Here is a 23,354-nt window from a genome sequence, read left to right on the forward strand (position 1 = left end):
TCAATCCACCTTATGCGCGATCCAACCCGCGATCAGATCCATCATTTCAGTATTTCCGCTCATCTGTGCAGTCTCGCAATTGATCTTGTTTCGACCGAGTTCGAGCACATAAAGGTGATCAGAGACGTTGACGCACTGCCGCACATTCTGGTCGACAAGAATAACGGTCTTGCCACTCTCTTTCATCCGTGTGAGGAACTGGTAGATTTGCTTTGAATATTTGGGCGCAATCATCGCGCTTGGCTCATCAAACAGGATGACTTCAGGATCCGTGATCAAAGACCGGGCGATTTCAAGAAAGCGTTGCTGACCACCTGAAAGGGTCCCCGCAAGAGCACGATCCTTCTCGCGCAGCATCGGGAAAATATCGTAGACCCGTTCAATAGCATCACGAATGCGTGCTTGTTCGCGCCGGATACTCCAGCCGCCAAGCACCAGATTGTCACGGACACTAAGACCACCGAATATGGAGTGGTTCTGAGGCACGAAAGCAATACCGCGCCGTATCAGCTCGGTCTGTTCAATACGGGAAATGACATCGCCTTTGAAAAGCAGCTCGCCACTGCCAACATTGAGCATCCGATACATCGTTTTCAAAGCAGTCGATTTACCGGCACCGTTGGGGCCAATAATACCGGTTATCTTTCCAGTCTGTGCTTTGATCGTAAGATCCTTAAGGATCGTAATATCGCCTGAATAGGAGACTGTAACATTGCGCAGTTCAAGTATGACATCGGTCATCTTATTCTCCCAGATAGGCTTCGATGACAGCGGTCGAGTTCTGGATATCGCGAGCATTGCCTTCAGCGATAATTTCACCCTGATTGAGCGCGATAATATTGTCGCTCAGCTCATAAATTGAGGTGAGGTCATGACTGATCAGCAGGACGGTTTTGCCGGCTGCGCGAAATGCTGCAATCAGATCTAAAAACAATCGGATAAGATCAGGATGCACGCCAGCAAATGGCTCATCGAGCAGGATTAAATCTGCCTTGTGATATTGAATACGCAGCAGCTCAATCAGCTTTTTCTGCCCGCCCGACAATTCATTAGCCAGATTATCGCGTAATCGATAAAGGTGGACCTGCTCCAGAAGATGATCGACTTCATCATGGCGGGTTGGACCCGTTTCGCCGATAGCGATATTCTCGCTCAGAGTCAGGGAGTTAAAGAGCCTGGGTATCTGGAACGTGCGCCCCATCCCCATCGCAGCAACCTTATCTGTTGGCTTATTGTGCAGTACATGACCGTTCCAGATGATCTCACCGGACGAGACTGTGTACAGGCCGCACAGGCAATTTAAGAGCGTCGATTTTCCAGCACCATTGACACCAATAATACCAGTAATGGTTGCTGGGGCAGCCGAGAAACTGACATTGTTAATTGCCAGCAGACCACCGAATGCCTTGCGAATATTTCTAACCTTTAGGCCGGGGTTCATTGATTGCGTCCTCCCAGAATGCCATTCGGCAGAACATAGACAACAATGATGAGCGCTACGTAGCTGATGATCTGCGCAAGCGTCTGACTGCCATAGAGAATTGTTAACTGCTCAACGAGACCAAACAGAATTCCACCAAAGATCGCTCCTATCGGATTAACCAGTCCGCCAATCACAATCACGACGAAAGCAATCAGCGTTATTTCCATTCCGCCGGCAGGGTTGAACGCGGGAAAGACCAGAGCAGTCATGATGCCCGTAAGACCAGCAAGGACAATGGACACGACAAATGCCGCTGCAGTTACGCGTTTGTAGGGAAGACCAATGACACCCATGGCAGGACGGTTCATGATGGCCGCACGCAGTGCTTTGCCATAGATGGTCCTGAAGAGCACCCACCAGATGCACAGGATAGTGACGACCCCAAAACCCATAGCAATCAGGCGCGCTTTGGGAATAATAAGCCCTGCAAATTTAACATAAGCAGGCGAGAACCCCAGATCGATGGACCTTGTGTCCGCTTCAAAAAAGATCAGCAGCAGCGAACCAATGATCAGGGAGACACCGTACATAGCAAGGAACGACGGCAATTCATGATCATCATTCTTCATCAGTCGGGGCACGATCAGATAATAAATAACCAGCCCAACGACGCCAAAAAACAGAATTGCAGCAGGCACGGCCAGCAATAATGGCAGCCCAAGCACGGTGACTACGATATACGAAAGATAGCTGCCCGAAATGACAAATTCACCGTGAGCAAAATTCACAATCCGCATAGTCCCGTAGATGATAGCAAGACTACAGCCAATGATCCCATAAATGGTGCCAACAATGATGCCATTGATAATGGTCTGGAACAGAAGTTCAGTCATATCATGTTCCTCACAGCATCCACTTGCGCAGCGGCTGCCAGCGCTTCGTAATGGTTCCAACGATGCCTTTTGGGAAAAAGACCATGAGGGCGACGATAACGACACCAAGAGCCAGATTATTCAGGCTCGGGAAGCGCTCCCATATCCAGTTATCAACGCTGTACATCGCAAGTGCGCCAACCACAGGCCCTATCGCCGTGCCAAACCCACCAAATGCCGCAAAGATGATAGCCTTGGTGCTATAGAGAAGATTGAAAGCTGTTTCCGGATCGATAACACTTGAATAGCAGGCTTCAACTCCGCCAATCAGTGAGCCAAGTCCCGCTGATAGCATCCATGCATGAAGGCGCAATCGGGCTACATTCAGTCCGGCTACCTGCGCGGCTTCCATATCGTCGCGGATAGCGGCGAGATGACGACCAAAACGCGACAAGCGAATCCAGAAAGAAATTCCGACCGCCAGCAGCGCCAGGCAAAGCATTGCATAATAAGCAAATTTCGGATCGAGGCTTGCACCTATCGTCAAACCATGTGCGCCACCGGCCACATCAGATGGAAGCATGGAGATAACATTACGACATATGATCGCAATCGCGAGGGTTACCATGGAAAAGTAAATGCCACGCAGGATTAAAATTCGCGAAAATGCCAAACTTGCAACGACACCGACGAGGCCAGCGCACAAAACAGCGAGAAAAATGGGAAAGCCAAGCTTCGTTGCAAATATGGCTGTCGCATAAGAACCAAGACCAAAGAAAGCGACGTAACCGAAAGCAACATAGCCAGTAAATCCGGCCATGATATTTACGCCTGACGCAAGGGCAATCCACATCATAAGATAAAAATAGAACGAATACGAACCGGTCATAAATGGAATTACTGACAGATAGCCAGTCATCACCAGAAAAACCAATCCATAGGCAAGCAAAACCAGTCGTCGGTGACGTTCTGTCACCGCCCGTATTTTTGATTTGTCGAGCATAACTTACACTCTTCCCCTTTTTATTAAGGATGAGGTTATTTCAAAATATGCAAAAATCAACCGCAAAAAACGAAACGCTAGAAGAGCTATTGGGATTTCACATCTGACACTCTTTAAAAGCAGTCAGCGACAAATCTATAAAAACCAGTAATTTCTGTGCTATATGTTCGGATATGCCTGACTCAGTTGCTAAAACGGTCAGGTGCAAAACCTTCTATGTCAATTTCCGGCTTCAATCCTGAAAACAATGATGCCACAATACGTCCTGTTCTGACTGATGCCATCAATCCGATGTGTCCATGACCAAAGGCATAGGCAATATCCCGTGAGCGCTGTGAAAAGCCGATACAGGGTCGTCCATCCGGCATCGATGGACGATGCCCCATCCAAAAGCGCGTCTTTCCCATGTCGAGCAACGGGAAAAGTGCCGCAAGATGCCGCTTCAGAATTTCAGCGCGTTGCCAGTCCGGTGCGTCATTAAGACCAGCAATTTCGACTTGTCCGGCAGCACGCAAACCAGATTCCATCTGCTGCACAACCATCCCGGCATCGGATGCCATAAAGGTACTGTCGATGCTCAAAGAAACGGCCTCAACCGAAACGTGATAACCACGCTCACTCTGGAGCGGGAGCCGGTCGCCAAGTCTTTTGGCCAACTCTCCCGACCAAATTCCGGCAGCAATGACGGCCTTATCGCAAATGACTTCACCACAATCTGTCACGACAGCTTTAAGACGATCACCTTCAAATCGAAAATCACGCGCATTGGCTGTTTCAAATATGGCGCCTCTTACCCTAACAAGATTGGCCAGAGCCGCGACATAGATGCCCGGATCCCTGCATCGTCCGGCCTCATCAACAGCGACAGCAAAACGATAACGTTCCGGCAAAGCCGGTTCCTCATCATAAAGCGCGGGTCCAGAGAGCTCACGCCATTCGATGCCGGCGCGCGCACGAATACTCCATGCAAGCATCTCTTTTTCAAAATGAGAACGTTCCGTGTAGGCGCAGAGCACGCCGCCTTCGGCGATCAAATGCGCCACTCCTGCCTCATGCGCCAGTGCCTTGTGCAATTGTGGCGCTTCGGCCAGCAATGGGCGTAAAATTTGTGCCGTTTTCTCAACCTGTTCCCATGTCCAGCCCGCACGCAAATAGCGCAACAGCCATGGCAATGCTTTTGGCAGATACGGCCAACGGATAGCCAATGGGCCAAGTGGATCAGCAATATAAGATGGAATCTTTTTCCAAACGCCTGGAATGGCAGGTGGCAAGATGGACTGGGTGGATAACCAACCCGCATTGCCATAGCTTGCCGCCTGCTCTCCACCGGGAATATCTGGTTCGATTACGGTAACTCTGTGACCACAGCGAAGCAATTCCAAAGCGCAGGCGATACCGACTACTCCAGCTCCTATCACCGCTATATGTCTGCTCATATTCCCGCCCCGTTGCAGCAATAATTGAGCAAATCGGCTATATTCACCGAATTACCCAGAAAAACGCGTCAGGCTGTCGGAAGCCGGAAGGCTGTATGACCACGCAGAAATGCCTGAGTCCTCTCGTTTTGCGGATGGACCAGAACGTCGTCCGGTGTGCCTTCCTCGATAATTTTGCCATCGTGCAGGAAAGCGATACGATTGGCGACATTATAGGCAAACCCCAGTTCATGCGTGACAATCAACATGGTCATGCCTTCTGTAGCAAGACTCTTCATTGTCATGAGAACCTCACCAACAAGTTCTGGATCAAGCGCGGATGTCGCTTCATCGAACAGCATGACGTCGGGCTCCATTGCCAGCGAACGAGCAATGGCCACACGCTGCTGTTGACCACCGGAAAGGCGTGATGGATATTCCTTGATTTTTTCTGCCAGGCCCACTTTTTCAAGATAATGATGGGCACGTTCACGTGCCTCCGCCTTGCTGCGCCCCAATACCTTTCGCTGTGCGATCATGACATTCTCTTCCACAGAAAGATGCGGAAAAAGGTTAAACTGCTGGAACACCATGCCAACGCGTTGACGAAGATGGCGCAATTCTTCCTGCGAATATTGCATGCCACCTTTGGAATCGGGTGTACCGACGCGCTTATGGTTCAAGTATATTTCACCCGAAGTCAGCATTTCCAGAAAATTCATGCAACGCAGAACCGTGCTTTTGCCCGAGCCGCTCGCACCAAGCAGAACTACGGTTTCGCCTTCGTTGATATCAAGGTCGATGCCTTTCAACACATCGCGCGTGCCGAACCGTTTGTGAATATTCCTGGCAGCAATCATGCTCATGGGATGACCTCAACTCGACTTGCGAAATTTATATTCAAGCGCATAGGACAAGCCACTCAGCACAAGAATAATGGCCGTCAGCAGCACGGCGATAGCGGTATAGGCTTCCACCGGGCGATATTCCGTATCGCTGATAAGTTTTGCCTGATAGAGCGCATCTGGATAGGCGATGGTGGCGGCGACCGAACTGATCTTGACGACTTCGATAGCTTCATTGGTCAAAGCAGGTAATGTGCGCCGGATCGCCTGTGGTAAGATAATGCTGCCGAAAACAGTACGTTCAGACATGCCAAGCGCCGTCGAGGCTTCCCACTGTCCCCGATCTATCGATTGAACACCCCCACGAAGAATTTCACAGAAATAAGCCCCAGAATAGAGCGAAAAGGCAACTGCTGCAGTAAGGAAGCGGCCGTTCTGTATGCCTGTAAGGACTGGAATTGTGTAATAGAACCAGAATAAGAGGATCAGCGCTGGCAGATTGCGCAATAATTCTATATAAATGGCCGCAAATCCCCGCAGGATGAAAAATCGCGAAATGCGGGCCATCGCCAGCACGACACCCAATGCAAGCCCGCATATGAGAACGGTCAGCGAAAGATAAACGGTATTCAGCAGACCTTCTAAGAGCACATGCTTATAATTGAGCAGAAACGAGAAATCCCAGCGATAATTCATCGTATATGTGCTTTCTGAAGTCGCCGCTCGTATCCGCGCGAAATCATGCTGAGAATGAAAATCACCACGAAGAAGATGACACCAAGAACTGTGAAAGTTTCAATGGGACGGAAGGTTCGTGAGGAAATCTGCGAGGCTTTGTAAACAATCTCACCATAGGTGATGATTGAAGCCAGCGTTGTGGTCTTGATAAGGTCGATGACACGGGTCAGAAAAATCGGCAACATGTTACGCATGGCCTGCGGCAGTATGATCGATGTGAAAAGCGAACGCCTTTTCATGCCGAGAGCCAGAGCAGCTTCCCATTGGCCCCTGGCAACAGAGCCAATGCCGGAACGAAAGACTTCACAGAAGAAAGCTGCTGATTGCAAACCGACTGCCAGTGAGGCTGCTGTGATCGGCGAAAAATTGAGGCCAGCGATCATCGGAAGGGCAAAGAAGAACCAGTAGATCAGAACAATCGCTGGTGCTGCGCGAAAAATCTCGACATAGACCGCAGCCGCCTGCGAAAAAAACGGGATACGAGCAAGCCGCAGCAATGCCAGCGCCAATCCGAGTGGCAGCGCGATGATCATTGACAACACTACCAGCACAAGCGTTCCATAAGCTCCTTCGATGAGGAGATCATAATTTCTAAAAACAGGACCGAAATCCCATTGATAACTCATCGAGATATCCTCGGCTTTAAGCGTCTTTTTCAACGTGTGCGCGGGTGAAAACCCGCGCAACTTTCTATTATTTCCAAAGTTCGCGTTGCACTGGAACTGCCGTTGCCGGGTCGATATTACGGAAGCGCAGGAAATCCTCGTAGATGCTCTGCGTCTTGCCAGTATTGTAATAATAGGAAACCGCTACATTCAGAAAGTCGCGCCAGCGGGCATCCGGTTCCTTGCGTACGGCAACGCCACCCGGAATGGATACAGCGGGCTTTAGTACAATGGTTTTGCCAAATCCGATGCGCGCGCGCGCGATATCTGCTGCCACTGCCGAAATGATACCACCATTGGTGCGACCCGACTGGAAAGCAGCAAAAATTTCTGCACTGTTCTGGAAGCGTGCAATATTGGCCTTCGGTGCAATCGTGCTTAGATACTCATCCGAATTGGTGCCGAGCGCAACACCGACAGAATATTTCGGATCATTGAGATCGGACCAGTTGGTGACATCGATATCATCCTTGGCGATCAGGGCCATCGGATACCAGAGCATCGGCGTCTGCACGAAATCAACCGAAACCGCACGGGCAGGTGTCGCGTCGAGCATAAAGAATGCATCGAACTGGTCAGCTTGCAAGCCGGCAACGGCATTGCCCCAGGTCGTTTCAACGATTTCAAGACGTACATCCAGCGCATCAGCGATTTCTTTTGCAACGGCAGGGCCAATGCCACGCCATGTAGTGTCGCCAATAACAACAGCACCCGGCGCATCAGAATTGCTGGTATCCTTGAAATACCAAGGTTCAAGAAGAGCTGCACCAATACGCAAAACCTTGTTCTTGGTAACTTTGTCCCATGTACTGTCACCGGAAGCACTCTGTGCGACGGCTGGAGTGACAAGGCTTGCCGCGGTGCCTGCCGCAATGGCTGCAAATGGAGCGGCAGCTAAAAGTTTACGTCTGTTCATTGTCATTTCTTTCTTGGGAAAATAAAGGTTTGGGGGATGGTCAGACGACAGGGTTCACATGAACCTTGCAATAAACCTTACGAATGTAACCGGTCGTCTTCCAAGCATTGGAAACGCTGCGGTTAACGAGAAATGCTTCATAGGGTTTGAACAGGCGGCTTTCACCGATTGCATTGGTGATTTCCACGTCTCCTTCGATGAAATACATCAACTCGTAGTCACCGAATGCAGCAAGTTTACGGGTATAGGCGGTGGCTTCCCAAAGGCCGACGGAAAAATGCCCGCCATTGCTTGTATATATGACCTTGCGACCGACAATTGGTCTTGGGCTCGTCAAAATAAGATCAGCTGCGGGTCCATCGATGGCATCGAGTTTCTCATCAAGTCGCGGAACCACGACCGCCAGTTCGTCCGCATTATCTACCGTTGCAGTCTCACCACTGTGCAGCATAAAGAAAATACGCGTATTCTCACCCTGTTTCCAATGCGCACGAAGCCCACGCGGAAATGCTGCTGTCTCGTTTCTGGTAAGCTTTGTTACACGGCCTTTCGCATCCGTGACGCTGATTTCACCCTCAACGACGATCAAAAACAATTCAACCGGCAGGCTTGCAACCTCGCCATCGAAAGCGCGCAGAACAGCTTCACCTGCGAACATGCCATGCTCATCGTTACGTGTATAATAAAAGCCACGCTTGAAAAACGCATTCTTCGACAGATCTGTGTTCTCTTCGTCTATCCATGGCAGAAAGGCAGCGCTTCGGTTTTCAGAAGGATTGAACTCGATAATGGGAAACATTTTCTGTCCTTGTTGATAATCAAGAATTTTGGCATCACACTGATGGATCGGCAATTCAGCGGCCTTTATTGAGGCCCGCGTTTTCCCCGAGCTTTGAATAGAATAAATCAGAAACCCTATCATGAGCTCTGTTCCAGTTGATGAGCGCAGAGACCAGAGGCCGGTGAAATGCGTGCCAGATTTTAGGCTGCAAGGGGCTGATTGGATGCACCGCTTCCTCAGGCCGCGATAATGCGTGGGCAGCCAGATCGCGCCCCATGATCGTGCCGATAGCGATACCACGTCCGCTGAAACCATAGCCCGACCACAGACCGGGTGCGAGCGCGTGGAGCTTTGGGTATTCATCCACAGTCATATCGACCCAACCGCCCCAGCTCTCCCCCCATTTCAGGCCTTTGAGCTGCGGATATGTCATTTCAATCCGCCGAATGGCAGAGCGCACATAAGCCTTCCCATCCATAGCAAAAGGCGGTCCATCAATACCGATCTGCAAACGCCCGTCAGGCCAGATGCGGATACCGGAGTAAAGCTTGCGCGTATCGTTCAATGACTGACGACCCGGCAATACGGTCGCGAGCTGTGTTTTATTCAATGGTTCACTGACAATCTGGTAGGCGCGCACCGGAAAAACCTCGCGCCCTATCGCGGGGAAAAGCGCGTTACTCGTAAAGGCATTGGTCGCAAGCAAAACTGCGTCAGCCCTTATCTCACCGCCATTCGTCTTGGCGACCCAGCCGCTTTTGTCGCGCCGCAATCCAAGAACTGCGGTTTTCTCATGAATAAGCGCACCAGCCCCGATTGCCGCGCGTGCCAGACCGCGGGCATAGCCCAATGGATTGAGTGACCCACCGCGGCGGTCGTGAAGCGCTACACGATAACGCGGACTACCCGTCACAGTCCTGCAATCATCGCCTTCCAGCAATTCGACCGGATATCCGCGTCGTACAAGGTCCTCAACGGTTCTTGCCAGACCCGCCTCTTTCGAGGGTATATGGGCTGCAATCAGATTACCCGTGCGCACAACGTCACACGTCATCCCATGTTTTTCGACCAGACCGAAAACAAGGTCGGGCGCATGCGCGGCAGCTTGATTAATGCGTTCGGCCACATCGGAAGGAAAATCTGTTTCTATTTGCGCTGGCATGAATTTGGCTGAAGCCGCAACCTGTCCCCATGCGCGACCTGAGCCACCCCAACCGATATGCCGCGCATCCAGCACACGCACATCAACACCGGCTTCAGCCAATGTCAGAGCCGCAGAAAGACCGGTGAACCCTGCACCAACCACAATCACATCTGCTTTTGCATCGGCCTCAAAATTATGTGTTTCAGGTGCACTTTCAGTCCGCGCATCAAAGTAATGCGAAACGGGCTGCTGGCGGGCAGAAAGCAGGAAAGATGGCTTCATAATGCTCTGGCATTCACGCATGCATCCATATGGATGATCATATTAGAAAACAAGCATTTTAATGACACAGGCAAGCCAGAACTGCGCGGTACCCGATACTATATCGTGCTATATATAAAGAATAATATTCTAATTTTATGGCATATGACGCAAATTCAAAAATCTATGATTTGTTATATAAGAGATGCCTTAGAATTTGCTGGAAATAACGATATGAAGCAAGTTATCCATCACAGGGCCACTCTGCAATCCTCTCAAATACCACATCCACGGACAATCCTATGAACAGACACATGTCAAAAGATGAAGCCCTGCGATTTGTTCAGGTCATCTTGATCAAAAACGGCGCCGATGGGCGGGTTGCTGACATTATTGCGGACTGTCTTGTTCGTGCCGAGTGTGATGGTGTGCACAGTCATGGTTTGGCTCGCCTTCCCGATCATATCGCTTCAATCCGGGCAGGATGGGCAAACCCCACCACATTGCCCGATATTACAGAAGTCCGCAGCGGTATTTTACGTGTGGATGGCAATAATGGCTTCACTCCTGTTGCAGCGAAGCTTGCACGTGAGCAACTCGCTGATATGGCACGGCGTGAAGGCATGGCCGCGCTCTGTGCACGCAACTCCCATCATATTGGTGCTTTATGGTGTGATATTGAGCCCTTGGCAGAGATGAACTTCGTTGCTTTCAACTTCGTCCACTCGCGCCCACGTATGGCGCCTTATGGAGCGAGCAAAGCCTTGATTGGCACAAATGCCATGGCCTTTTCGTTTCCCGACGGGAAAGGCGGCGCTATCACTTTCGATCAGGCTTCAAGTCTGCTGTCACTGGGTGATGTAAGGCTTCATGCTCAGCAGGACAAGGAATTGCCGGAAGGCGTGGGGCTGACGCGTAGCGGGCTTCCCACCACAGACGCTTCCGAAATTATGGCGGGAGGACCCTTGCTACCATTTGGTGGACACAAGGGAGCGTCAATCGCCATGATGGTCGAAGTGATGGCGGCAGCCATGACTGGGGCCGCTTTTGGTTTTGAAGATCGCTCTTCTGCCTATCCAGGTGCGGCAAGCTCCAATGCCGGTCAGTTTCTGCTAGTATTATCTCCCGAAGCCACATCGGGAAACAGTGCAATGGAACGTTTCGCGGATTTCGTCACACATCTTCATTCCGATCCCGCTGTGCGATTGCCTGGCGAGCGGCGACACGCCAACCGGGCAAAAACCGAGACAGAAGGTTTGATCATCGGCGAGGATCTGGCCCAGCGCCTTTCTGCACTTCAGGATGACTGAACGAGCAGATCACGGAATTGGCGCGGCTGACTGCGCAAATATTGCGGAGCAGCTTCAATTTTTTCCCCGAAATGGGCCGCAGCATGCCATGGCCAGCGCGGATCATAAAGAACTGTACGCGCAAGAGCTACGAGATCCGCATCACCTGTTGCCAGAATGGCCTCTGCCTGCTCGAATTCCGTAATCAGTCCGACGGCAACCACCGGCATATTTGTCTCTGCCTTCACAGCCCTTGATAGCGGTACCTGATAGCTCGGCCCGACCGGAATTGCCTGCCGCGCATCAAGCCCACCGCTCGAAACATGAATGGCAGCACAGCCGCGCTTTTCGAGTTCCTGCGCGAAGGCAATGGTCTGCTCAATATCCCATCCCTGCTCGACCCAGTCAGTGCCGGAAACGCGCACTGTTACAGGTCGCTCGGCAGGAAAGACTGAACGAACGGCATCGAACACTTCGAGTGGAAAGCGTAGACGATTTTCCAGAGATCCTCCATATTCATCCTCGCGCTGATTTGAAAGCGGCGACAAAAACTGATGCAGAAGATAACCATGCGCGGCATGAACCTGAACTGCATCCAGTCCAAGACGGCCAGCACGGCGCGCAGCTTCGGCAAACGCATCGCGAAGCGCTTTCAAGGTATCCTTGTCGGCTGCTACAGGCGCATTATCATTCGGACTGAAAGGCAAGGCGGAAGGTGCAATCGTTTGCCAACCATTGGTTTTATCGGGAGCAATCTGGGCTCCGCCGTTCCATGGCAGGTCCGTGGACGCTTTGCGTCCTGCATGCGCCAACTGGATAGCTATGGGCACATTCGACCATTTACGAATGCCTGAGAGAGTGCGTCCCAACGCAGCTTCACATTTGTCCGAATAAAGGCCGACATCTGCGTAACTGATGCGCCCTTCTGGAGCCACCGCCGTCGCTTCGATCGTGAGCAAGCCTGCACCCGACAAAGCAAGATTCCCAAGATGCATGAGATGCCAATCAGTGGTCTCACCATTTTCTGCGGAGTATTGGCACATCGGCGCAATGACAATGCGATTGCTCAGCTTTAATGCACCAATATTGATGGGAGAAAACAGTTGCGTCTGACTCATGATCCGCTCAGCCTCAGTTGAAATATTCGAATTCGACCGCCCGATACTGGGTTTGAAAATTACCCTGAGGTCTAATCCTATGGAACTACCGTTACAAGCTCTTTAGTTGGAGTATAAGAACCTCATTTGCACTCACATTTTGAATATAATCCCAAGCGATATTACTGTTCTGGAAATGGCGCATTGATTTGGACAAGGGAGCTTTCATTTTTGCCGAGCTCATGGTTTTGGTGATAACCAGCTTTTTATGGAGTTCACTGGTGCTGACATATTGATTAAAACGCTCTCAAAAGTCATGTTGTGGCAAATGTCAATTATCGCGCGCATAAAGGACTGAACAATCGAATAGAGAATTCACACTCACCATTTCGTAACGACAGTGAACTCGGTAAGATTTTCAGTCGATTGGATCATTGCAGTACTTTGTATCAATTTTCTCAGCTACCCAAAACTCCTTTGTTTTAAAAGAATTAATCTTTCCGCTAATCAGAGCCAAGCGCATCGTTAAAGTGCTATCGCTGGATGGAAAGCAGCGTCTATCAAACTTGCCTGAAATTCACCGATTGGCTTCAATACTTATGAGCTTTCAAACAATGTAACAGCACCAATAAAAGGCCAAGACTTAGATCAACCCGACATCGCCCCATCGCAGTAGAAATAATTCAGAAAAAACTGCTAAGGTCTATCTAAAATCAGATTTGTACAGAATACGTTTCTGCATTAACCTTGTGATGCGCTTTGATTTCGGCAGCAACAAGCTCTTGCAGCTTCCATAAATTGCGGTCGCGAATACCTTTTTCTTCCAGGTGCCTGACGGTGTGATAAAGGTATTCGGCGCATGATCCAACATGACCACAGGCGCGTGCCAAAACATGCGCCACAGACTCCAGCGATAAGCCATTTAGCACTCGGTCGCCACGCGGTCCGGCCCAGAAGGTCAAAGCGCGAACAGGGCCTTCCGGTGTGTCGACCGCGACCCAGCGGATGCTGTAAGCGTCACTCATTGAACTGATTTCACGGCGGATCATACGCTGTATCTGCGCAAGCCGGTCTTCTTCCGATAAACGAAAAACAATCCCGTTGCAGCTACCGCCACGCCTTAATGCGAGCATTAGTCCGGGTTGGCTTTGAGTGCCGCGCCAGCGAGTCAATCTAAGACAGAAAGAGCGATGCCAGCCCTTCACGCCGCCATGGCGCCAGCCAACAGCATTAAAGTCAGGCTTCCAAATAAGCGAACCGTAGGCAAAGACCCATAGTGGTGTGTCTCCACTCTCAAGAAACAGCTTTTCCGACAGGGCTTCAACATCTTGATCTGTTATGGGAATTCGATGAGGCTCTGGCCCCCGATCAACTTCAGTCCGAATGCTTAATGAAACCAATTCCTCAGTCAGGGTCATTCTGGATGCAAAATCACTCACTGTGCTTTTCCTGTTGAACCCAATTTCACTTTCTACAATTCACACGGCAAATATGAAACGAATTTGGCATTTTACTCAAGGCCTGAAAGAGGCTCTTGCATCATCAAGCTGGCGGATACTGGAAAACAGCGATTCACGATCTAATAAGTGACGCTCGAACAATGCGATAAAGGTTGTATTATCGGCAACATGCGGAAGAGGAGCCGACTGCGCTCGACGCAGGCTGTCATTTGCAGCCTGTTTTGCAACTTCAACAGCAGTCAATAAGGATGCGATGGTTCCTCGATCTTTCAAGCATTGGCCATAACCCTTTGATAAAGAGTGCTGATAATCTGACTGAGTTTGCATCGTGATCACATCTCCTATCAATAGCACTGATGATCTATTGTTTATGCGCTTATTGTACGTTCTTGAACGCCACTGAAGCGAGGTACTCAAAGCTATATCTTTACCACGATTTGAAATATCGACACTTTGATGGGCAAAGCTGAGCAAAAAACCGCCTCTTGGCAGCTCATGTAACAAAAATCGCGCTTGCGCTGTCGCTCTGTCTTCTCGTCTGGAAAATAAGCTTTTTGATTTCGTGCGAACCCTGAAAACGCACAATACCTTGTCATACATCCTCCCCTCAGGATTGACTTATCGCCGTCCCACTTGATTTAAGAAAAAAGACTGACCTATGTTACTTGCGCAAAAGCTCATAACGTCGCCATGATAAAGTAGATATGCACCTCCACATGTCACAATTTTAAGTACACATCCAATGATAATCGCGAAAATTCCAATTTCAAACGTTTACCATTCAGTATCCTCACAGCATGAAACACACTTAATGCAGATTTTATCAGCGACTTATTTTGTAGAAAACTAAAATCAATGAAACGCGAACGGCGCAATCACCCGCCGCCCAATAGTGTTGTCAGTAATATCAAGCTGATAGGCCTATATTGCCTTTTAATGTACTTGTCGAATATTCTTCACGATAGACACCCTTGTCCTGCAAAATAGGAATGACCTTTTCGACAAATTCATCAAAGCCGCCTGGCGTGAGATGTGGTGCAAAAACGAATCCATCAGCGGCATCGGCCTGAACATAGGTGTTGATTTCATTCGCAATAGTTTCCGGCGTACCAACAAATTCCTGTCGCGCTGTAACCTTGATAATCAGATCGCGTATGCTGAGTTTATCCTGTTCAGCAAGCTTGCGCCATGCTCGCGCGGTATCGATGCGGTCATCATAACGGTTGGCACGCCCCAGAGCCAATTGGTCATGTGAAACATCCGGTTCCAGTTCCGGCAGAGGCCCATCCGGGTCATAACTGGAAAGATCACGGTTCCAAACCTGTTCCAGAAACGTAATGGCAGATTTAGGGCTAACCTGCTGAAGACGGATTTGACGCAGCTTGTGCTGAGCATCCTCTTGTGTATCGCCGACAACAAAATTTGCCCCCGGTAAAATTTTGAGTGAATCGGGACTGCGTCCATAATGTGCCAGACGTTGTTTGACATCGCGGTAGAACTGCTGACCGGCTTCAAGTGTGCCATGCCGCGAATAAATAACGTCGGCATGACTTGCGGCCAGCTCCCGGCCTTCTTCAGAGTCACCAGCTTGAGCAATTACAGGCGCACCTTGCGGTAATGGTGCTAAATCAGAAAGGCCAGCAATATCAAAGTGCCTGGATTTGAATGAAAAGGCACCGCCCGCCCAGATTTTCTGAGCAGCATCCAGGAATTCTCGTGCCCGTTCATAGCGTTCCTTGAATGGCAGATGATCGCCCCGTCTGAAATTCGCGCCCGTGAATGCGCCGGGCGAAGTCACTACATTCCAGCCAGCACGACCAGCCGAAAGGTGATCAAAAGTCGCGAGTTGTCGTGCAAGCGCATAAGGCTCGTTGAACGTGGTTGTCAGCGTGCCAATCAGTCCGACATTTTCGGTAATAGCAGAAAGGGCGGTCAGAATGGCCAGTGTATTCGGGCGGCCTGCAACATCAAGCTCGTGCAACTTGCCCTTTTGCTCGCGTACCCGCAAACCTTCCGCAAGAAAGATAAAATCAAATTTTCCGCGTTCGATTGTTTTGGCAAAATGCCTGAACGAAGAAAACTCGATCTGGCTGCCTGCGGCCGGATCGCTCCAGACTGTGAAATTATTGACACCCGGAAATTGTGCTCCGAGAATAACCTGCTTCAGCTTTGTCATTTTCCCGGTTCCTTCCTTCAGGCGGCAGTCGAATAACGATTGAGTGCTTCGGGCAGACCAAACCGCGCCCGTAGCGTAGTGCCTTTCGTCTCACGGATGAGGTTGTGGGCGTGCAACGCCGGCAGCAATTCTTTCAAAACAAAATCGCTTTGCGATTGCGGGTCAGACAAAAGCAACCTTATGCCGAAAGCACCCCATGCTTTGTTCTCGGTGATGTTATCGATTATTTCCCGAACATCAGGTTTGTCTGAAAGCGTGAGATCTGCAATGACCAAAGAAGCTGCACTTGCTGCTTTTATAAGCGGTTGATTTTGTGAAACCAAAACTACATCTGCGCTTTGCACAGCAGTCAGGTCATCAACATTCGAAAGCGTTGCGGCGATGATTGGTTGTCCCTGCGGCGGTCGGGGAGTGATCGAAGGCCCGAGTACGCGAAAATTCTCGCTCTCGAAATTGATGTAATGAAGTTTGGATGCATCAAGGAAACGCTGTGTTTGCTTATCACGGATGACGGCATCGTCCTCCCAGCTATCCCAAAGCCTGCGGATAACCTCAATTGCGTCCTTTGTGTCAGTAATAAGCGCCTGTTGATCAAGTGACGGATAACCGTTCAATGTGCCCGTTGCCTTGTGCGTTTCGTGATTGCGATCCTCTGTAAGTCGCTGTGCGAGAAGACCGGCTCGTCCTTCGCTGACATAATCAAGTGTCGCAATCGCGGTAGAAACATGAAACGGTTCCAGAAAATTCAGCGGAGCCCCTGCAATAATACCAATATTATTGAGATGTGGTGCCAGCCAGTTTGCCAGCAGAATGGCATCCAGACCGTCATTACTTTGGGCCGCGAATTCATCTTCCAATGTCAGAAAGGCAAATGCATTGTCAAACGGCTTTGCCAGTTCCGTCCAGAATTGTCGCAGCGATGTGTTGTTATTTTGAGGCTTGGTTGCTGCGCTGATGCCAATGCCGAAAAGCAGACCGTCAGATTGCGTCATGACTTTATTCCGATCTTAAATGGATGAGGTGGACGACCAGCCTGCGTGAGCAATATTCAGCCCAGGCTTTTTCGCGTCGGCAGCGGGAAGAAGTTGCGCAAAGTCCGACAGGATCTGCGCATAATCTTCTGCGTGAAATTCGTAAGGCAGCTCGAGGCGAAACTCGGATACAAGCGGCAGAACAGGATCGGCGGCGAGTGTTTCCAGAATTTGTTCAATTGTGCCTGTAATATCGGGCAAAAACAGCGTACGGCGCGGACCATGAGCAAAGCCTGTTCGTTTGTCGCGCTCTGCAACAAACTCCTTATAACGGTGACGTACATCCGCGCTCGCGCTGTCTGTGGGCAGGATCACGCGACCCAGTGCAACACGTGGCGCACGTTCATGTCGCCATTCCTGCTGGAAGCGTTCAATCAGTGCTTTTTGTGCTGTCAGAAAATCATCGGTGTTTTCACCCGTGATGATATTGCCGGTCAGCAAGTTAAAGCCTGATTTTCCGGCCCATAGCGCCGAATTCTGTGAACCTGCGCCATACCAGAGCCGATCAGTCAGCCCTTCAGCAAAGGGACGCAGGCGCGGTATCTGCGCACCCGCAGCATTGCCTGCTTCGGTTTCGCCTGAAAGCGGTTCTGACCGCAGAGCCTGTGCCAGTTTTTCTGCACGCGTATGACTATAATCTACGATCGGAGCGGCATCGACAAAATCAGCGATAAGATGCGCAAAAGGCGGCGCACCAACTGAAACGCCAACATTCAGCCTGCCCTTTGACAACAGGTCCACAGTCGCAAGATCCTCAGCCAGCCGGAACGGGTTTTCATAACCAAGCTGGATAACCGCAGTTCCAAGACCGATATGTTTTGTTCGCTGCGAAGCGGCAGCGAGAAAGGTCGCAGCCGAAGAGATGCCACGTTCCAGATGACGCTGGCGCACCCAGCCGCTGTCATAGCCTAGTCTCTCACCATGCTCAAAAAGCTGCAACGTGTCTTCCAGGCCCTGCGCAGGATCATTCTCGCGATGGCTGCCGGGAATGAGGAAGGCAAAATGTTCAATATGTGAAAGGGGCATTTTATATTTGCTTTCTCACGCTGCGGTTTCACGATAGTTTTGCAGACGCGCCAGAATTTTTGCTTCCTGCTCAGATTTGCGTTCCTGTACGCGCCGGGTCGCCTCTTCAAAGGATGCAGATGCCGGGTAGAGCGGTGTTGAAATCGACTGACCCAGCTTAGCCCCTATATGCTTTTCAAACGGCAGCGAGCGATATTGTTCCGCATTGGCTGAGGTATCAAAAAGTGGCCGGTAGCCCAGTGAGATATAAAGTGCAGCCGCTTCCGGCTGACGAAACCCCGTAGACAGATAGGCTCGTGTATAACCAAGTTTTCCTGCGTTCTCTTCGAGTGCCAGGACGATGCGGCGAGCCAGTCCCTGTCTGCGTAAATGCGTTGCAGTCCAGATGCGCTTCAATTCCACAGTCTCATCATCATGGCTCATGAAGGCACCACCGGCAATGGTTTCGCCGTGGCGCTGTAACAGCAGAAAGCCACCCAGTGGCGGCGCGAATGCCTCGACAGGATAACGCAGGATTTCAGCGCGTGCGCCACCCGGACGCTCCAGATTGGCGTAGCGGTTGTCATACTCATGAACCAGCCCATCAATAAGAGGCTGTGCAGCAGGGTCCAGAAGAGATGATTGAAAAATAATATCTACCATTGCAGGCCTCCGGGAAAACAAATACTTCAAAATAGATTATTTGCAGGAGCATAAATCTAAGCATTGTGAAGTATCTCTTTTCCAGATTGCCTATTTAAAATTATATTTGCACGGCATTATCGTTTAAACATTGATATAATATTGGAACAACATTGCTCGATTAGTGAACAGCAAAAAACATAGGTTATATCTTCATTAAGTTTACTGATGAGGATTACATGCCTTACGCGCTTAGCTTTCTTGATAAGAGCCCAATTCAAGCCGGAGAGGATGCCAGAACGGCATTAAACCGAACAGTTGCGCTCGCGCAGAAAGCGGAGAAAGCAGGCTTCAGACGCTTCTGGGTTGCCGAGCATCATAACTCCCCTTCGCTTGCGAGTTCATCGCCCGAAGTGCTGATCGGATTTCTGCTCGCTCATACGAAGCATATCAGGATCGGGTCGGGTGGTGTCATGCTCCAGCATTACAGTGCCTATAAAGTTGCCGAAAATTTCAATCTTCTGTCTTCGCTGGCGCCGGATCGCGTTGATCTGGGTGTGGGGAAGGCACCGGGAGGTTTGCCGCTTTCAACGCGTGCCCTGCAAGCCGCTTATGACCCGGCGAAAAAACTTTCCTTCGAGAAGCAACTGAGTGAACTGGATCACTATCTCAGCCATCATCAGGTGGAACCGGATGAAGAAAGTCATCTGGCAGCCTATCCGGTTCCGCCGCAAAAGCCGGAAAGGTTTCTTCTTGGTGCCAGCATTGAAAGCGCAGAAATTGCTGCCCGTCTCGATTGGGAATTTGTTTATGCCGGGCATATTCAGGGGGATGCGGAGGCCATCAAGGCAGCGCTCACAGCTTATCAGGCGATTACGCATCGCCCAGCAATACTTGCCGTCAGCATCATCGTGGCGGATAGCAATCACGAAGCGGAATGGCTGAATGGTGATATTCGGAGATTCCGCGTTGCGGTTGAAGGTTTGCAGCCTGTCAATGTTGGCAGCGAAGAGCAGGCGATCGAATATGTAAAGCAGGCAGGCGCCACCCATTATACAATCGAAGAGCGGACTCCGCATGTCATTCGCGGCACACCGGAACACGTTCATTCGGAACTCGCGCAGCTGCATCGGGAGTTCGGCGTCAAAGAATTCGTTGTCGATTGTCCGGTTGCTGATGGTGCGCACCGTCTTAGGACGATTGAGCTTCTCGCCGATGCTCGCCCGGCTATCGCAGCATAAAATCTTTCATTTCCCTAAACTGGATATTCAAATTGGTAACAAGACGACTTTTATTAAGCTGCATCAGTGCCTTGGCACTCATTTATTCCGCCGGAGCAGGCATTGCTTTTGCGCAGTCGGGTTCTGAGCCTGTCAGTGGTGGTTCTCTCACTTGGGGCGTTGAGACAGAGCCCAGCACATTGAACCCGCATCTTAATGGCCAGGCGAAAGCCAAGCTCATTCTGCGTAACAGCTATGAATCTCTGTTAGCCCGCACACCTGAAGGTGACTATGTGCCATGGCTCGCCAAGAGCTATGACGTTTCTGAAGACGGCAAAACCTACACATTTAAACTACGTGACGGCGTGAAGTTTTCGGATGGTGAGAAATTCGATGCGGCGGCTGTTGCTCTCAACTTCACAAAACTCAAAGAGCCAACCTACTCGGGCAGCATAAGCGCAGGCCATGTTGCCCGTGTCAGCGAAGTAACGGCTGTTGATCCGCTAACAGTGGTTATTAAACTCGACAGCGTTTACGCACCTTTTCTTGATGGCGCTGCTGGCATTGAAATCATCTCGCCCAAGGCATTTGAATCTTCGCAATTAAAAGCTGGCGGAAAAGAAGTTGCCGGAACCGGCCCTTTTATTATCGATCGTTATGTCAAAGGGCAGGAAATCCGCTTCGTTAAAAACCCGGACTATAATTGGGCGCCACAAAATGCGGCGCATCAGGGTCCGGCCTATCTCGATGATGTGACCTATCGTTTTCTGCCTGAATCTTCTGTGCGCATTGGTGCTCTGACTTCCGGTCAGATTGATGCTGCTGAAGGTATTTCAGGCAATGATGCTCAGCTTTTCAAGGATAACCCGGAATTTAGCTACCAAACGTCAATCAATACCGGAACACCTTATACGCTCTATCTCAACATCACCCGTGAACCAACCTCCGACGTTAATGTGCGTAAAGCAGTGCTGGCTGCGATTGATGTCGAGCGCATTATTCAGTCGGTTTATCGGGGTGAACGTGAACGTGCCTGGGGTATTTTGACACCTGCCGACACTGATTTTTACGACAAGTCGATTGAGGGTTCCTATGGCTTTAATCCGGAACTGTCCAACAAGCTTCTTGATGAGGCTGGTTGGACAGAACGCGATGCAGACGGGTTTCGTACCAAGGACGGCAAGCGCCTGACAATCGAGGTGGTGCAGTCCCAATCCACTGTGCGCGACCAGCGGGATATTCTGTTGCAGGCGGTACAGGCACAGGCCCGGCAAAATGCAGGCATCGATATTGCGCTGCAATATGTCGATGCCGGCACCTATTCCAGCCGTCAGAAAGACGGCGAATACGGCATCATTCCGAATTCGACCACGACGCAGGAAAATGGTGTCACCATCTATTTCCATTATCTGCCGCGCGATAAGGGCGGTTCGATCAATTATAGCAGAACAGAAGATCCGAAGGTCTCCGAATGGCTGGATCAGGGGGCCTCTACTCTTGATCCCCAGAAGCGTTTTGAGACTTACGCAGAATTGCAACGTTTTGCGTTGCTCGATCAAGCTTATGGTCTGCCGCTTTATGTGCCAGCAGACCAGATCGCTGCTTCATCCCGCGTACAAGGTATCGGTTTCCGTCCTTTCAAGCGACTTCCTGAAAACGCATACGACATATGGCTTCAAGATTAATTGCATCCCTCTCTGGAGAGTCTGATACATGATAAATCGCCGATATTTTCTCACACTCGCAACTGCTCTTCTTGCAACCGTTGCATTGCCAAAAATCGCTTTTGCAGAAGATGCCAAACCTGTTGAAGGCGGCAAGCTGGTCTGGGGTGTTGAAACCCAGCCCGCTACGCTTAATCCGCAACTCAATGGTCAGGACAAGACAAAACTACTGCTGCGCAATGTTTATGAATCTTTGCTCGCACGCACTGCTGACGGCGGCTATGTGCCTTGGCTTGCCAAGGAATATAAGATCTCGGACGATGGTAAAACTTATACATTTACGCTTCGCGATGATGTAAAATTTACGGATGGCGAAAAATTCAACGCAGAAGCCGTCGTAGCCAATATCACTGCACTCAAAGATCCGGCCTATTCCGGCAGCACGAGCACCGGGCCAGTGTCGCGGATTGCAGAAGCGAAAGCACTTGACGAAAACACCGTCAGCTTCACCCTCAAAGGCATTTATGCGCCATTTCTCGACTATATTGCCAGCCTGGAACTTCTCTCACCTGCTTCATTTAAATCAGAAGAGATCAAATCTGGCGGACCTGAGATTGCAGGAACCGGTCCTTTCATTTTGAAGCGCTATGCCAAAGGGCAGGAACTCAATTTTGTAAAGAACCCGGATTATAATTGGGCTCCTGCAAATGCCGGCCATCAGGGTCCGGCCTATCTTGATGAAGTGACCTACCGTTTCCTGGGCGAGTCTTCAGTCAGAACCGGCGCACTGACATCTGGTCAGGTTGATGTCATTGAAGGTGTTTCCGGCAATGATGCAGCCCTGTTCAAAGATAATCCAGATTTCACTTATCTGACTGCCTTGAACACCGGTACACCTTATTCGCTTTTTCTCAATGTCGAATGGGGACCGACGCAGGAGCTTAATGTTCGCAAAGCGCTGGTTGCAGCGATTGATGTCGACGCCGTTCTCAAATCTGTCTATCGCGGCGAACGCACTCGCGCATGGGGCATTACTTCGCCGATTGATCCGCAGTTCTACGACAAAAGCATTGAAGGAAAATACGGTGCCAATCCGGAGCTTGCTAACAAGCTTCTCGATGAAGCGGGCTGGACCGAACGCAATGCAGAAGGTTTTCGCACCAAGGATGGAAAACCGCTGACCATTGAAGTTATTCAGGCACAAGCTACCGTGCGCGATCAGCGCGACGTTCTTTTACAGGCCTTACAGGCACAAGCACGTCAGAATGCAGGCATCGACCTCAAGATCGTTTATGTTGATGCCGGGACCTACACAGATCGCCGCAAGACCGGCGAATTTGGCTCGATTGCCAATTCCAATACGCCAACCGATGCGGTTGATATCGAGCTGCATTATCTGCCACTCGATAAAGGCGGTTACATCAATTACAGCCGCGCCTCCGCACCGGAACTGGAACAATGGCTGAATGAAGCCGCCTCAACACTCGATCAGAGCAAGCGGTTCGAGCTTTACAGCAAGCTGCAAAACTTTGCCATTCTGGATCAGGCCTATGCCCTGCCGCTCTACGAGCCTGAAGATCAGGTTGCGGCGGCAAGCTATGTCAAAGGCATCAGCTACCGTCCTTTCAAACAACTTCCTGAAAGCGCACACAATATCTGGCGTAGCGAATAAAACGCTGCCCTGCGGATTTCGGTACAAAGGAGCTA

Annotated in this window: 22 protein-coding genes; 4 read left to right on the forward strand and 18 right to left on the reverse strand. The window is 50.4% G+C overall.

Annotated features, from left to right (window positions below; genetic code table 11):
* The 11 genes from FHY56_RS15115 to FHY56_RS15165 all read right to left on the reverse strand — a co-directional run bounded on the left by FHY56_RS15115 (position 1) and on the right by FHY56_RS15165 (position 10,105).
* Entirely contained in the window at positions 1 to 741 is a 741-nt protein-coding gene (locus tag FHY56_RS15115) for a branched-chain amino acid ABC transporter ATP-binding protein (RefSeq protein WP_140905987.1), read from the reverse strand.
* A 1-nt stretch (position 742) separates the two neighbouring features.
* Complete coding sequence (locus FHY56_RS15120; RefSeq protein WP_140906039.1) at positions 743 to 1,441, reverse strand: ABC transporter ATP-binding protein; 699 nt, start codon at positions 1,439 to 1,441, stop codon at positions 743 to 745.
* The gene (locus tag FHY56_RS15125) at positions 1,438 to 2,316 is read right to left on the reverse strand and encodes a branched-chain amino acid ABC transporter permease (protein WP_140905988.1); all 879 of its coding nucleotides are present in this window, start codon (positions 2,314 to 2,316) and stop codon (positions 1,438 to 1,440) included. Before FHY56_RS15125 ends, FHY56_RS15120 begins: the two co-directional genes overlap by 4 nt.
* Positions 2,317 to 2,326: 10 nt before the next feature.
* Entirely contained in the window at positions 2,327 to 3,298 is a 972-nt protein-coding gene (locus FHY56_RS15130; RefSeq protein WP_140905989.1) for a branched-chain amino acid ABC transporter permease, read from the reverse strand.
* A gap of 182 nt (positions 3,299 to 3,480) precedes the next feature.
* Complete coding sequence (locus tag FHY56_RS15135; protein ID WP_140905990.1) at positions 3,481 to 4,734, reverse strand: NAD(P)/FAD-dependent oxidoreductase; 1,254 nt, start codon at positions 4,732 to 4,734, stop codon at positions 3,481 to 3,483.
* Between the two features lie 68 nt (positions 4,735 to 4,802).
* Positions 4,803 to 5,573 (reverse strand): amino acid ABC transporter ATP-binding protein, encoded by a 771-nt coding sequence (locus FHY56_RS15140; protein WP_158447775.1) that lies wholly within the window; start codon positions 5,571 to 5,573, stop codon positions 4,803 to 4,805.
* Between the two features lie 15 nt (positions 5,574 to 5,588).
* Positions 5,589 to 6,254: an amino acid ABC transporter permease gene (locus FHY56_RS15145; protein ID WP_140905992.1), complete on the reverse strand. Its 666-nt coding sequence runs from the start codon at positions 6,252 to 6,254 to the stop codon at positions 5,589 to 5,591.
* Positions 6,251 to 6,922 carry an amino acid ABC transporter permease gene (locus tag FHY56_RS15150; RefSeq protein WP_140905993.1) on the reverse strand — a complete coding sequence of 224 codons (672 nt, stop codon included), beginning with the start codon at positions 6,920 to 6,922 and terminating at the stop codon, positions 6,251 to 6,253. The genes FHY56_RS15145 and FHY56_RS15150 overlap by 4 nt, the downstream gene beginning before the upstream one ends.
* 67 nt (positions 6,923 to 6,989) lie before the next feature.
* A complete protein-coding gene (locus FHY56_RS15155) occupies positions 6,990 to 7,877 on the reverse strand; it encodes a transporter substrate-binding domain-containing protein (RefSeq protein WP_158447772.1) in 888 nt (295 codons plus the stop codon).
* A 40-nt stretch (positions 7,878 to 7,917) separates the two neighbouring features.
* Complete coding sequence (locus tag FHY56_RS15160) at positions 7,918 to 8,676, reverse strand: cupin domain-containing protein (protein WP_158447773.1); 759 nt, start codon at positions 8,674 to 8,676, stop codon at positions 7,918 to 7,920.
* Positions 8,677 to 8,731: 55 nt separating this feature from the next.
* On the reverse strand, positions 8,732 to 10,105 hold the full coding sequence (locus FHY56_RS15165) for an NAD(P)/FAD-dependent oxidoreductase (RefSeq protein WP_140905996.1): 1,374 nt from the start codon (positions 10,103 to 10,105) through the stop codon (positions 8,732 to 8,734).
* A 260-nt stretch (positions 10,106 to 10,365) separates the two neighbouring features.
* Here FHY56_RS15165 and FHY56_RS15170 point away from each other — a divergent pair, with 260 nt between their 5' ends.
* Positions 10,366 to 11,373, forward strand: coding sequence for an Ldh family oxidoreductase (locus FHY56_RS15170; RefSeq protein ID WP_140905997.1), 1,008 nt, complete (start codon positions 10,366 to 10,368; stop codon positions 11,371 to 11,373).
* Here the strand turns inward: FHY56_RS15170 and FHY56_RS15175 are convergent.
* From FHY56_RS15175 to FHY56_RS15205, 7 genes are all read right to left on the reverse strand, one after another.
* On the reverse strand, positions 11,361 to 12,470 hold the full coding sequence (locus tag FHY56_RS15175) for an NADH:flavin oxidoreductase/NADH oxidase (protein ID WP_140905998.1): 1,110 nt from the start codon (positions 12,468 to 12,470) through the stop codon (positions 11,361 to 11,363). The genes FHY56_RS15170 and FHY56_RS15175 overlap by 13 nt on opposite strands.
* 692 nt (positions 12,471 to 13,162) lie before the next feature.
* Entirely contained in the window at positions 13,163 to 13,867 is a 705-nt protein-coding gene (locus FHY56_RS15180; RefSeq protein WP_140906040.1) for a gamma-glutamylcyclotransferase, read from the reverse strand.
* Between the two features lie 96 nt (positions 13,868 to 13,963).
* Positions 13,964 to 14,509 carry a hypothetical protein gene (locus FHY56_RS15185; RefSeq protein WP_140905999.1) on the reverse strand — a complete coding sequence of 182 codons (546 nt, stop codon included), beginning with the start codon at positions 14,507 to 14,509 and terminating at the stop codon, positions 13,964 to 13,966.
* 307 nt (positions 14,510 to 14,816) lie between these two features.
* Entirely contained in the window at positions 14,817 to 16,085 is a 1,269-nt protein-coding gene (locus tag FHY56_RS15190; RefSeq protein WP_140906000.1) for an LLM class flavin-dependent oxidoreductase, read from the reverse strand.
* Positions 16,086 to 16,102: 17 nt separating this feature from the next.
* Positions 16,103 to 17,077 carry an LLM class flavin-dependent oxidoreductase gene (locus FHY56_RS15195; RefSeq protein WP_140906001.1) on the reverse strand — a complete coding sequence of 325 codons (975 nt, stop codon included), beginning with the start codon at positions 17,075 to 17,077 and terminating at the stop codon, positions 16,103 to 16,105.
* Between the two features lie 15 nt (positions 17,078 to 17,092).
* Positions 17,093 to 18,142, reverse strand: coding sequence for an LLM class flavin-dependent oxidoreductase (locus tag FHY56_RS15200; RefSeq protein ID WP_140906002.1), 1,050 nt, complete (start codon positions 18,140 to 18,142; stop codon positions 17,093 to 17,095).
* A gap of 15 nt (positions 18,143 to 18,157) precedes the next feature.
* A complete protein-coding gene (locus FHY56_RS15205) occupies positions 18,158 to 18,784 on the reverse strand; it encodes a GNAT family N-acetyltransferase (RefSeq protein WP_140906003.1) in 627 nt (208 codons plus the stop codon).
* A gap of 218 nt (positions 18,785 to 19,002) precedes the next feature.
* On the opposite strand from FHY56_RS15205, the gene FHY56_RS15210 reads away from it, so the two are divergent.
* Genes FHY56_RS15210 through FHY56_RS15220 form a run of 3 tightly spaced genes read left to right on the forward strand, consistent with a single transcriptional unit; the run spans position 19,003 to position 23,319 of the window.
* Positions 19,003 to 20,004: an LLM class flavin-dependent oxidoreductase gene (locus FHY56_RS15210; protein WP_140906004.1), complete on the forward strand. Its 1,002-nt coding sequence runs from the start codon at positions 19,003 to 19,005 to the stop codon at positions 20,002 to 20,004.
* 32 nt (positions 20,005 to 20,036) lie between these two features.
* A complete protein-coding gene (locus FHY56_RS15215) occupies positions 20,037 to 21,668 on the forward strand; it encodes an ABC transporter substrate-binding protein (protein ID WP_140906005.1) in 1,632 nt (543 codons plus the stop codon).
* A 28-nt stretch (positions 21,669 to 21,696) separates the two neighbouring features.
* On the forward strand, positions 21,697 to 23,319 hold the full coding sequence (locus FHY56_RS15220) for an ABC transporter substrate-binding protein (protein WP_140906006.1): 1,623 nt from the start codon (positions 21,697 to 21,699) through the stop codon (positions 23,317 to 23,319).
* Positions 23,320 to 23,354: the final 35 nt, after the last annotated feature.

The organism is Brucella gallinifaecis (assembly GCF_006476605.1).
Taxonomy (GTDB): Bacteria; Pseudomonadota; Alphaproteobacteria; order Rhizobiales; family Rhizobiaceae; genus Brucella; species Brucella gallinifaecis.